Annotated in this window: 8 protein-coding genes; 7 read left to right on the forward strand and 1 reads right to left on the reverse strand. The window is 48.8% G+C overall.

The features are described from left to right. Nucleotides 1-175 precede the first annotated feature (175 nt). From pdxI to BGE37_RS12015, 6 genes are all read left to right on the forward strand, one after another. Entirely contained in the window at nucleotides 176-1,036 is an 861-nt protein-coding gene (gene pdxI / locus BGE37_RS11990; RefSeq protein WP_088542028.1) for a pyridoxine 4-dehydrogenase, read from the forward strand. Between the two features lie 63 nt (nucleotides 1,037-1,099). Further along, a complete protein-coding gene (locus tag BGE37_RS11995; RefSeq protein WP_105288055.1) occupies nucleotides 1,100-3,406 on the forward strand; it encodes a DUF2773 domain-containing bactofilin in 2,307 nt (768 codons plus the stop codon). A 170-nt stretch (nucleotides 3,407-3,576) separates the two neighbouring features. After that, nucleotides 3,577-4,182, forward strand: coding sequence for a CDP-alcohol phosphatidyltransferase family protein (locus BGE37_RS12000; RefSeq protein WP_088542026.1), 606 nt, complete (start codon nucleotides 3,577-3,579; stop codon nucleotides 4,180-4,182). Continuing rightward, nucleotides 4,182-5,078: a phosphatidate cytidylyltransferase gene (locus BGE37_RS12005; RefSeq protein ID WP_088542025.1), complete on the forward strand. Its 897-nt coding sequence runs from the start codon at nucleotides 4,182-4,184 to the stop codon at nucleotides 5,076-5,078. The genes BGE37_RS12000 and BGE37_RS12005 overlap by 1 nt, the downstream gene beginning before the upstream one ends. Before the next feature lie 15 nt (nucleotides 5,079-5,093). Then, entirely contained in the window at nucleotides 5,094-6,851 is a 1,758-nt protein-coding gene (locus BGE37_RS12010; RefSeq protein WP_088542024.1) for a bifunctional alpha/beta hydrolase/class I SAM-dependent methyltransferase, read from the forward strand. 13 nt (nucleotides 6,852-6,864) lie between these two features. Continuing rightward, complete coding sequence (locus BGE37_RS12015; RefSeq protein WP_088542073.1) at nucleotides 6,865-8,157, forward strand: phosphatase PAP2/dual specificity phosphatase family protein; 1,293 nt, start codon at nucleotides 6,865-6,867, stop codon at nucleotides 8,155-8,157. A gap of 53 nt (nucleotides 8,158-8,210) precedes the next feature. On the opposite strand, the gene azoR is transcribed toward BGE37_RS12015, so the two are convergent. Then, the gene (gene azoR, locus BGE37_RS12020) at nucleotides 8,211-8,816 is read right to left on the reverse strand and encodes an FMN-dependent NADH-azoreductase (RefSeq protein WP_000048948.1); all 606 of its coding nucleotides are present in this window, start codon (nucleotides 8,814-8,816) and stop codon (nucleotides 8,211-8,213) included. Between the two features lie 200 nt (nucleotides 8,817-9,016). Between azoR and hrpA the strand changes: the two genes are divergently transcribed. After that, a complete protein-coding gene (gene hrpA, locus BGE37_RS12025) occupies nucleotides 9,017-12,919 on the forward strand; it encodes an ATP-dependent RNA helicase HrpA (protein ID WP_088542023.1) in 3,903 nt (1,300 codons plus the stop codon). The last annotated feature ends 165 nt before the right edge of the window (nucleotides 12,920-13,084 follow it).

Below are 13,084 nucleotides of genomic sequence, written 5' to 3' on the forward strand. Positions count from 1 at the left end.
GATACAGGTTGCGGTTTTTTATTGCCGGATGCGGCGCTTGACGCGTTTTGTTTTGGTGTTTTTCAGGACAATAGAGCAACTCATCCAGTAATCTTGTTTACGCCTTCGCATTATTTAACTCTTTTCGTTTCTATACTGATTTTTCTTAATCCGTTTTATTACAGGGCAGGGTGCGATGAGCAGCAACACATTTACTCTCGGTACAAAATCCGTTAACCGTCTTGGTTATGGCGCGATGCAACTGGCAGGTCCTGGAGTTTTTGGTCCCCCAAGGGATCGCCACGTCGCTATAACCGTGCTGCGCGAGGCGCTGGCATTAGGCGTTAATCACATTGATACCAGTGACTTTTATGGTCCACACGTCACCAATCAGATTATCCGCGAAGCGCTTTATCCTTACTCTGACGACCTGACCATTGTTACTAAAATTGGGGCGCGGCGTGGAGAGGACGCCTCCTGGTTGCCCGCATTTTCTCCGGCAGAGTTGCAAAAAGCGGTACACGATAATCTACGTAATCTCGGACTGGACGTACTGGATGTGGTCAACCTGCGCGTTATGATGGGGGATGGTCATGGCCCAGCGGAAGGATCGATTGAAGCCAGCCTGACCGTGCTGGCAGAGATGCGACAACAAGGCCTGGTAAAACATATTGGCCTGAGCAACGTCACACCGACGCAGGTTGCAGAGGCACGCAAGATTGCCGAAATCGTCTGCGTGCAGAACGAATACAACATTGCTCATCGTGCTGATGACGCAATGATTGATGCTTTGGCTCGTGACGGCATTGCCTACGTGCCGTTCTTCCCGCTCGGGGGCTTTACGCCGCTGCAATCCTCCACGCTTTCCGATGTTGCTGCGAGCCTTAATGCGACACCAATGCAGGTAGCGCTGGCGTGGCTGTTACAACGTTCACCGAATATTTTGTTGATTCCTGGAACATCTTCTGTTGCGCATTTACGGGAGAATATGGCTGCTGAAAAATTGCATCTTTCTGCGGACGTGTTGTCTACGTTGGATGGTATTTCGCGAGAATAACGAATATACAAAAGGGAAAGATGCATTTCCCTTTTGTTTCTTTTTTAATGGCATGGAGTGCATATGTTTAAGGCCAGGATTTGCGGCTGGATACGTTTACTTCCCCTGTTTATCCTGAGTCTTCCAGTACAGGCGGAACTTCGATGTGTTGCAAATGCAGTTGATATTAATCCATTTTTATCTGCGGCTACCGCTGAAGATAAACAGCAAGTTGAACAAGCTATCAACAGTAGCGTGAATCTTGTCCCCTTCGGTTTATCTGCATCGGACTGGAAAGTGCATCGTGGCGATTTAGTGGTAGAAGGTAATATAGAGAGTAATCAAAAATTGATTGTTCTTGGCAATTTGACAGTCAAAGGTAATATTTCCACTTTCTCTCTTTCTAATCCATGGGTTATTCTCGGTAACGTGACGGCAACGAATATAGTTACGGATTCACCACTGTTAATTACCGGTTCGATAAATGCAAGTGGACTGGTATTTATCGATTCATATTACGATAATCCGTCTACGATTAAGGGGAGTATTAATGCGCGTGGGATATTTATCAATGACATAATTGCACCTGTTGTTGCGTCTTCGACAAATAGTGAATTCATGGTCCGTGCGAGTGATAAAAATGACACTGAAAATGTCAAAAAAGCGCTGATGATAATAAATCCTGATGCATATTATTGGGGTCTAATAAATGATGAAGATGCTCTGAAAGAAATTTTTAAGCGAAGCAATATTCGCATGGCAGGGAATGTCTGTAATCAGATGAAAAAAGAAGCGCTGTTTCGCCCTAAGCCTTCTCCTGAGTTAGTGCAGGAATTGCAAATTCTGGATGAAGGCAACGTTGCTGCATTTGAAGGACGAGATATTGCGACATTTGATCTTGCCATAATGCGAACTCTCCCAAGGCTTAAAGGAATTTCAGCTAACCTACGCAAACAACTTATTAATAGCAATGATGAAAAAACGATTGCAAGTATGGCGAGATATATGCCTGACAATGAGATTCTGGAGTTGACCGATCAGCAATTAGGTTACCAGCCTGTTGTTCTGGGGTTGCTCGACCGTGAACCGCTCTCTGTCGAAATAATGACGCGAATGAGTCATCTACCTGATGGTGTCGGTCCGTTGAATCTTGCGCTACGTGAAAATCTCCCTCTGGATATCGTCATGACTCTGGCGAAAAGAGATTGGGATATGATCATTCAGGAGCTTTATAAAGATGCGTGGTTATTGCCCGAATCCATTATTGATGGCTATATCCGCAGTGATGATTCCTCTATTCGTCAAGTCGGTGCTGGAGGACAACTCACCTACAATCAGGCAATGCAGTTGGCGAACGATTCATCAAACGATGTTGTCACAAGATTAGCGTTCAAACTGGCAGAGATGAAACACCATGGTCAATTGTTGCGGATGACGCCACAAGAGAGTGACAAAATAGCAGTATATTTATACCAAAAATTCGAGAATGACGATGATCTAATACGTGTGTTATTTTTAGCATTGCCAGATAACTTACAGTTTAATTTTGTTAAAAGGATGGAGAAAAAATCCCCTGCCTACTTTTGCTGTCGGGATATGCAGGTAATTCACTCTGACGCTGCTCTACAACGGTTATTGACACGTTTCAACGATCCTGAGGGGTGGAGTAATCTGGCGAAAAATCAGTATCTGAGCACGTCGATGAAACAAAAAATTTGGCAACGTGCTTTATCGCATCGGAAAAATAATCCCAAAGCAGATTCAGATGCATATGAAACCAGCGCTGATATGATTTTGTCTGAGCTTATCAGCTACGGTGAAGTTGATGACCAGATGCTATTAAATGCCACCTCTCTGATACGTTCGGACGACTGGGACTTTTTAGAGAGTGCATTAATTAGTTGGGATGATTTACCCGCTGTTGTTCTCAAGGAATTACAGCAAAACACGCCACGCAATGATATTTGGGCGAAGTTTTTTCTGAGGCAGGAAAACAGTTCCCGTGCGCAGGTTAACGAAGCGTTACGTGTTTATTATGCACTCGACCCCGATGCGTTAGCACAACTGGATGTACTGGCAAAACAACCGGATCGTATATGGTGGAGTACACTGGCGAAAAGCAATCTCACATTTTTCAAGTTCGGCGCACTTAGCAACCGCCACACCCCCCCTGCGGCACTGGCGGCAGAAATTGATCCCGAGTGGTGGATTGTGGCGATGAATAATCCCCGCTTTCCAGTTGATGTATTGAAGGCGAGGCTGAAACGTGATCCTTTGCTGGCGTTAGAGCTTGTTAACCCTGAACTGGATTTAGTTCGCCAGCTGGCGCTTAACGGTAAGACGCGCGCAATACGGGAACAAGCGATGAGAAAACTTGATGAGTTGTATTGAATAACAGCGTAATAATTTTTAACCACTTGATCTATTGGGGATAATCATTCCTGACGGTGAGTCCCCAATACCTTGATATATTCTGAATTTTTAATGAAGCGGCGTGTTGCGATATCTCCGTCAGGGGAATTGATGCACCATAGCGCAAACCGAATTATCAAGGATTGATAATGACGCTCTACCAGATAAAACCGCTCTTTCAGTCGCTGTTAAGGCCGACGATGTTTTGGCTTAATAAGCACCATGTTACAGCGAATCACATCACTCTTGCTGCACTGGCGCTTTCTCTTCTTACCGGATTGCTGTTGATGTTGGTGGCACGCCCCATCCTCTTTTTGCTATTGCCCATCGTGCTTTTTGTCCGTATGGCACTCAATGCGCTGGATGGCATGATGGCGCGTGAGTGTAATCAGCAAACACGTCTTGGGGCGATTTTGAATGAAACTGGCGATGTTATTTCCGATATTGCGCTTTATTTACCGTTTTTATTTTTACCGGAAAGTAACGCATCACTCGTAATACTCATGTTATTTTGCACCATATTGACTGAGTTTTGCGGTTTACTCGCGCAGACGATTAACGGTATTCGCAGTTATGCCGGTCCATTTGGCAAAAGCGATCGTGCGTTAATATTTGGGTTGTGGGGGCTGGCCGTTGCCATTTATCCACAGTGGATGCAATGGAATAATCTTTTATGGAGCATTGCTTCAATTCTGCTTATCTGGACTGCGATTAATCGTAGTCGGAGCGTGCTTTTTATGAGTGCTGAAAAGTAATGCTGGAAAAATCTCTGGCAATACTTTTCGTGTTGTTAATTTTAGCAACGCTGATAAACCGTTTTCTGGTATGGCGGTTACCAAAGAGAAAAGGGGATGAAGTTACATTACGTATTCGTACCTGGTGGGGCATCGTCATTTGTTTTTCACTGGTCATTTCAGGTCCACACTGGATGACATTGACGTTTTTTGCGCTGATAAGTTTTATGGCATTGAAAGAATATTGTACGCTTATATCCGTTCATTTTCCGCGTTGGTTATATTGGGTTATTCCTCTTAACTATTTGCTTATCGGTTTTAATTGCTTTGAGCTGTTTCTGTTATTCATACCTTTGGCTGGGTTTCTGATATTAGCCACCTGGCAAGTTTTTGTGGGTGACCTCTCCGGTTTTCTGCATACCGTGAGCGCCATTTTTTGGGGCTGGATAATGACCGTTTTCGCCTTGAGTCATGCCGCCTGGTTATTAATGTTGCCAACCATAAATATCCAGGTCGGGGCGTTACTGGTGTTATTTCTTTTGGCATTAACCGAGTCAAACGATATTGCACAGTATTTATGGGGGAAATCCTGCGGCAGAAGAAAAGTGGTCCCTAAAGTCAGCCCGGGAAAAACATTGGAAGGTCTGATGGGCGGCGTAATCACCACCATGATTGCGTCACTGATTATTGGACCGTTGCTGACACCGCTAGATACATTACAGGCATTATTAGCGGGTTTGTTAATTGGTATTAGTGGTTTTTGCGGCGATGTAGTGATGTCAGCCATCAAACGAGATATTGGTGTTAAAGATAGTGGAAAACTATTACCAGGACATGGCGGACTCCTTGACAGGATTGACTCATTAATTTTCACCGCTCCGGTATTTTTTTATTTTATTCGCTACTGCTGTTACTGAAGGAAAATAGAGAAAATGGAAAATTCACGCATCCCTGGGGAATGTTTTTTTACAGCCAGTGATAATACAGCGTTGTTTTATCGGCACTGGCCCGCTTTACAGCCAGGGGTTAAAAAGGTCATCGTCTTATTTCATCGCGGTCATGAACATTCTGGTCGTCTACAACATATCGTTGATGAACTGGCGATGCCAGATACTACTTTTTATGCCTGGGATGCCCGAGGGCATGGACAAACTTCGGGGCCGCGTGGTTATAGCCCATCTCTTGCGCGTTCAGTGCAGGATGTCGATGAATTTGTCCGTTTTGCTGCCAGCGACAGCCAGGTCGGGCTGGAAGAGGTGGTTGTGATCGCGCAAAGCGTCGGCGCAGTGCTGGTTGCCACATGGGTTCATGATTATGCGCCTGCTATTCGCGGGCTGGTGCTGGCTTCTCCGGCCTTTAAGGTTAAATTGTATGTGCCGCTGGCACGTCCTGCGCTGGCGTTATGGCATCGTCTGCGTGGTCTGTTTTTTATTAATTCCTATGTGAAAGGACGCTATTTGACCCACGATTGGGAACGGGTAGCGAGTTTCAATAATGATCCGCTGATCACACGGGCGATTGCCGTCAATATCTTGCTCGATCTCTATAAAACGTCTGAACGTATTGTTAGCGATGCGGCGGCGATTACGCTCCCTACGCAACTACTGATATCGGGCGATGACTATGTGGTACATCGCCAACCGCAGATTGATTTTTATCAGAGATTACGTAGCCCTCTGAAAGAGCTGCATCTGCTGCCGGGCTTTTATCACGACACGTTGGGTGAAGAGAACAGGGCACAGGCATTTGAAAAAATGCAAAGCTTTATTAGTCGCTTATATGCTAACAAGTCGCAAAAATTTGATTATCAGCATGAAGACCGCACAGGACCATCTGCGGATCGATGGCGGCTCCTTTCTGGTGGACCCGTGCCATTATCGCCAGTTGATTTGGCGTATCGCTTTATGCGAAAGGCGATGAAACTGTTCGGGGCGCAATCTGCGGGCCTGCATCTCGGAATGAGCACCGGCTTTGATTCAGGCAGTTCGCTGGATTATGTCTATCAAAATCAACCTCAAGGCAGTAACGCATTCGGGCGTTTTATCGACAAAATCTACCTGAACAGTGTTGGCTGGCGCGGTATTCGCCAGCGCAAAGCCCATTTACAAATGCTGATGAAACAAGCCGTTGCCGATCTCCACGCCAATGGTTTAGCCGTCCGCGTGGTTGACATTGCCGCAGGGCATGGGGGCTATGTACTGGATGCGCTGGCAAACGAGCCTGCCGTAAGCGATATTTTGTTACGTGATTACAGTGAGTTAAATGTTGCACAGGGGCAAGAGATGATTGCCCAAAAGGGAATGTCTGGGCGGGCGCGTTTTGAACAGGGCGATGCGTTTAATACTGCAGAACTCAGCGCGTTAACTCCGCGGCCTACGTTGGCGATTGTCTCTGGCCTGTATGAGCTTTTTCCCGAAAACGAGCAGGTAAAAAACTCCCTCGCTGGTCTTGCCAATGCCATCGAACCGGGTGGCATTCTCATCTACACCGGGCAGCCGTGGCACCCACAACTGGAGCTGATTGCCGGGGTGTTAACCAGTCATAAAGATGGTAAACCGTGGGTAATGCGCGTGCGTTCGCAAGGGGAGATGGATTCGCTCGTGCGTAATGCCGGATTTGATAAATGCACACAACGGATTGATGAGTGGGGCATTTTTACGGTTTCGATGGCGGTGCGTCGTGACCACTGAACGCCGGAGCGTATTGCTACAAGGAGCTGGCTGGTTATTGTTGCTGGCCCCGTTTTTCTTCTTCACATATGGATTTCTTAATCAGTTCACCGCGTTTCAGGATCTTAACAACCATGATATCCCCAGTCAGGTGTTCGGTTGGGAAACGGCGATCCCTTTTCTTCCCTGGACTATTGTTCCTTACTGGAGTCTGGATCTTTTATATGGATTTTCGCTGTTCGTTTGTCGCTCGACATTCGAACAGCGCCGACTGGTCCACCGGCTTATTCTGGCAACGGTAATGGCCTGTTGCGGTTTTTTGCTCTATCCGCTGAAGTTTAGTTTTATCCGCCCTGAAGTGAGTGGGGTGACGGGATGGCTATTTTCGCAACTTGAACTGTTTGATCTGCCTTATAACCAGTCCCCTTCGCTGCATATTATTCTCTGCTGGCTACTTTGGCGTCACTATCGTCAGCATCTGGCTGTGAGGTGGCGTAAAGTCTGTGGCGGATGGTTTTTACTCATCGCTATTTCTACGCTGACGACCTGGCAGCATCATTTTATTGATGTCATCACAGGGCTGGCGGTAGGTATGTTGATTGACTGGATGGTGCCCGTCGACCGTCGCTGGAACTACCAGATACCTGATCAACGTCGAATCAAAATAGCACTGCCTTATGTCGTAGGCGCGTGTTCGTGCATAGTATTGATGACGCTAATGATGATGAATCAGTTACGGTGGTCAGTCTGGTTATGTTGGCCAGTATTATCGCTACTCATTATTGGCCGTGGGTACGGTGGGCTTGGCGCGATAACAACAGGGAAAGATAGTCAGGGGAAACTCCCGCCTGCCGTTTACTGGCTGACGTTGCCCTGGCGCATCGGGATGTGGCTGTCTATGCGTTGGTTTTGCCTTCGCCTGGAGCCAGTGAGCGAAATTACTGCGGGTGTTTATTTAGGGGCGTTTCCACGACATATTCCGGCACAGAATGCAGTTCTGGACGTCACCTTTGAATTCCCTCGCGGACGCGCGACAAAAGATCGACTCTATTTTTGTGTACCGATGTTGGATCTGGTGATTCCGGAAGAGGGGGAGCTCCGACAGGCCGTGGCGATGCTGGAAACATTACGCAAAGAGCAAGGCAGCATTCTGGTCCATTGCGCGTTGGGATTATCGCGCAGTGCGTTGGTTGTGGCCGCATGGCTGTTATGTTACGGACACTGTAAAACCGTTGATGAAGCGATTAACTATATTCGCGTCAGACGCCCGCCGATTGTGCTGACAGAAGAGCACAAAGCGATGCTGAGATTGTGGGAAAACAGGTAAGTGGATTGAGATGTGGACTGAATATCTACAGTCCACATCAAAATAGTGTCCGGTTATGCAGCAACAATACTGTCGATGGCTGCTTTCGCGTCAGACTGCGCTTTCGCTGCCATTTCCGGGCCGTACGCGATCCCTTCGGCGAAGACAAATTTCACATCGGTAATGCCGATAAAGCCCAGGAATGTGGACAGATACGGCGTTACCAGATCCGTTGGGCCATCTTTATGGATCCCACCGCGGCTGGTAATAACGATGGCTTTTTTACCCGTTACCAGACCTTCCGGACCGTTCTCGGTATAGCGGAAAGTAACGCCTGCACGTGCCACCAGGTCAAAATAGTTTTTCAACTGAGTTGAGATGTTGAAGTTATACATCGGTGCCGCAATAACGATAACGTCGTGGGCTTTCAGCTCGGCAATCAGCTCATCGGAAAGCGCCAGAGCTTCCTGCTGACGCGGAGTCAGCGGCGCATCGCTCGGACGCAGTGCACCAACCAGTTCGCCATCCAGTACCGGAATCGGATTTGCAGCCAGGTCACGCACGGTGATTTCATCAGCGGAGTGCTTTTCGCGCCATTGTTCAACAAAATAATCGGACAACTGATTAGACTGAGAGTACCCTGCCAGGATGCTGGATTTAAGAACTAATACCTTGCTCATGGTGTTTCCTTATAGATGTTTGAATGGGCGATGCCCCGTTGCTTGTTGACACTTTATTCACAATCCTGCCACAGAGATAGCGCAATAAATCGAAGCCTATGTTCGAATTTATTGAACAACGCATAGAAAGCCGCGATGTGGTACTCTATATCTATCATTTAAAAGAAAATTAATCAGGCAGCCAACTGCCCACTAACGTTATGACAGAACAACAAAAATTGACCTTTACGGCCTTGCAGCAACGGTTGGATTCGCTGATGCTGCGTGACAGACTGCGTTTTTCCCGCCGTCTGCATGGTGTGAAGAAGGTTAAAAATCCTGATGCACAACAGGCCATTTTCCAGGAGATGGCGAAAGAGATTGACCAGGCGGCAGGGAAAGTCCTGCTGCGTGAAGCAGCACGACCGGAAATCACTTATCCGGACAATTTGCCGGTTAGTCAGAAAAAGCAGGACATTCTCGAAGCAATCCGTGATCACCAGGTGGTGATCGTCGCCGGGGAAACGGGTTCCGGTAAAACGACTCAGTTACCGAAAATCTGTATGGAACTGGGCCGCGGGATTAAAGGGCTGATCGGCCATACCCAGCCGCGTCGTCTGGCGGCACGAACGGTGGCGAACCGTATTGCGGAAGAGCTGCAAACGGAGCCGGGCGGTTGCATCGGGTATAAAGTGCGTTTCAGCGATCACGTCAGTGATAACACGATGGTCAAGCTGATGACCGACGGTATCCTGCTGGCAGAGATCCAGCAAGACCGCCTGCTGATGCAGTACGACACTATCATTATTGACGAAGCGCACGAACGTAGCCTGAATATCGATTTTCTCCTCGGTTATTTGAAAGAGTTACTGCCGCGGCGTCCTGACCTAAAAATCATTATCACTTCCGCGACTATCGACCCGGAACGCTTTTCGCGCCACTTTAATAATGCGCCGATTATCGAAGTCTCCGGTCGTACCTATCCGGTGGAGGTGCGCTATCGCCCGATTGTTGAAGAAGCTGATGACACCGAGCGCGACCAGTTGCAGGCGATTTTTGACGCCGTAGACGAACTGAGTCAGGAAAGCCCTGGCGACATTCTGATTTTTATGAGCGGCGAGCGAGAAATTCGCGATACCGCCGATGCGCTGAACAAGCTGAACTTACGCCATACGGAAATTCTTCCGCTTTATGCACGGCTTTCGAACAGCGAGCAGAACCGCGTCTTCCAGTCGCACAGCGGACGGCGCATTGTGCTGGCGACTAACGTCGCGGAAACCTCGCTGACTGTGCCGGGGATTAAATACGTTATCGACCCAGGTACGGCGCGTATCAGCCGCTACAGCTATCGCACCAAAGTGCAGCGTCTGCCGATTGAGCCCATTTCGCAGGCTTCAGCTAATCAGCGTAAAGGCCGCTGTGGTCGTGTGTCAGAAGGGATCTGCATTCGTCTTTATTCCGAAGACGATTTCCTCTCGCGCCCGGAGTTTACCGATCCGGAGATTCTGCGTACCAACCTGGCCTCGGTTATTTTGCAGATGACCGCGCTGGGGCTGGGCGATATCGCTGCGTTCCCGTTTGTAGAAGCGCCGGATAAACGCAATATCCAGGATGGCGTGCGTCTGCTCGAAGAGCTGGGCGCGATCACCACTGATGAACAGGCCAGCGCCTATAAACTGACGCCGCTCGGTCGCCAGCTCTCGCAACTGCCAGTCGATCCTCGTCTGGCGCGAATGGTGCTGGAAGCGCAGAAACATGGCTGCGTGCGTGAGGCGATGATTATCACTTCCGCGCTCTCTATTCAGGACCCGCGTGAGCGGCCAATGGACAAGCAGCAGGCATCGGACGAAAAACATCGTCGCTTTCACGATAAAGAATCCGACTTCCTGGCGTTTGTAAATCTGTGGAATTATCTCGGCGAGCAGCAAAAGGCGCTCTCTTCAAACGCCTTCCGTCGCCTGTGCCGTACCGATTACCTTAACTATCTGCGCGTGCGCGAATGGCAGGATATCTACACCCAGTTGCGCCAGGTGGTGAAAGAACTTGGCATTCCGGTTAACAGCGAACCGGCGGAGTATCGCGAAATTCACATCGCCTTACTGACAGGTTTGCTTTCGCATATCGGCATGAAAGATGCCGATAAACAGGAATATACCGGCGCACGTAACGCGCGTTTCTCCATCTTCCCCGGTTCTGGTTTATTCAAGAAGCCGCCGAAATGGGCAATGGTGGCGGAACTGGTAGAAACCAGCCGCCTGTGGGGGCGCATTGCGGCACGCATCGATCCAGAATGGGTGGAGCCAGTTGCTCAGCATTTGATTAAACGCTCCTACAGCGAACCGCACTGGGAACGGGCGCAGGGCGCGGTGATGGCAACTGAAAAAGTCACCGTTTACGGGTTGCCGATTGTTGCTGCGCGTAAGGTCAACTACAGCCAGATTGATCCGGCGTTGTGTCGTGAACTTTTTATTCGCCACGCGCTGGTGGAAGGTGACTGGCAGACGCGTCACGCATTCTTCCGTGAAAACCTGAAACTACGGGCAGAAGTGGAAGAACTGGAACACAAATCACGTCGCCGCGATATTCTGGTGGATGACGAAACGTTGTTTGAGTTCTACGACCAGCGCATCAGCCATGATGTGATCTCTGCACGACACTTTGATAGTTGGTGGAAAAAAGTCAGCCGCGAAACACCTGATTTGCTCAACTTTGAAAAGAGCATGTTGATCAAAGAAGGGGCGGAAAAAATCAGCAAGCTGGATTACCCGAACTTCTGGCATCAGGGCAATCTCAAGCTGCGTTTAAGCTATCAGTTTGAGCCGGGGGCGGATGCTGACGGTGTGACCGTGCATATTCCGCTGCCGTTACTTAACCAGGTTGAGGAAAGCGGGTTTGAGTGGCAGATCCCCGGCCTGCGCCGTGAACTGGTGATTGCTCTAATCAAATCGTTGCCGAAACCGGTACGGCGTAATTTTGTGCCCGCGCCAAACTACGCCGAAGCGTTTTTAGGTCGCGTCACGCCGCTGGAACTGCCGTTGCTCGACAGCCTTGAGCGCGAGCTACGGCGGATGACCGGCGTTACCGTTGACCGCGAAGACTGGCACTGGGATCAGGTGCCCGATCACCTGAAAATCACCTTCCGTGTGGTGGATGACAAAAATAAGAAGCTAAAAGAAGGGCGCTCATTACAGGATCTGAAAGACGCCCTGAAAGGCAAAGTGCAGGAAACGCTTTCCGCCGTTGCCGATGATGGTATTGAGCAAAGCGGGTTACATATCTGGAGTTTTGGGCAACTGCCGGAAAGCTACGAACAGAAGCGTGGCAACTACAAAGTGAAGGCGTGGCCAGCGTTGGTGGATGAGCGCGACAGCGTGGCGATCAAACTGTTTGATAACCCGCTGGAGCAAAAGCAGGCAATGTGGAACGGTCTTCGCCGTTTACTGCTGCTGAATATTCCGTCGCCAATCAAATATTTGCATGAGAAGTTGCCAAACAAAGCCAAACTTGGGCTGTACTTTAACCCGTATGGCAAAGTGCTGGAGCTGATAGACGACTGTATCTCCTGCGGTGTGGATCAACTGATCGACGCCAATGGTGGCCCGGTCTGGACGGAAGAAGGCTTTGCTGCGCTTCATGAAAAAGTGCGCGCTGAACTGAACGACACGGTGGTGGATATTGCGAAGCAGGTCGAGCAAATCCTCACAGCGGTGTTCAATATCAACAAACGCCTGAAAGGGCGGGTGGATATGACTATGGCGCTGGGGCTTTCTGACATTAAAGCGCAGATGGGCGGGCTGGTGTATCGCGGTTTTGTCACTGGCAACGGTTTTAAACGGCTGGGCGACACGCTGCGTTATTTACAGGCGATTGAAAAACGTCTGGAAAAACTGGCGGTTGATCCGCACCGTGACCGTGCTCAGATGCTGAAAGTTGAAAACGTCCAGCAGGCGTGGCTGCAGTGGATCAACAAACTGCCGCCTGCACGTCGTGAGGATGAAGACGTGAAAGAGATCCGTTGGATGATAGAAGAGTTGCGCGTTAGTTACTTCGCTCAACAACTTGGTACGCCTTATCCGATTTCAGATAAGCGTATTTTGCAGGCGATGGAGCAGATTAGCGGTTAACACTGCTATTTGCCTGATAAATCTAAAACCCGGTAAGCATTTAGCGCCGGGTTTTTTATTAATTCTAAAACGGTAAGGGCAAAAATTCAGGAATTCAGAAAAATACAATTCTCTGCTGCAAGATGAATAATGTTTATCTACAGCATTTCCTTAAAAGATATGTCA

The sequence above is a fragment of the Escherichia sp. MOD1-EC6300 genome (assembly GCF_002965045.1).
GTDB lineage: Bacteria > Pseudomonadota > Gammaproteobacteria > Enterobacterales > Enterobacteriaceae > Escherichia > Escherichia coli_F.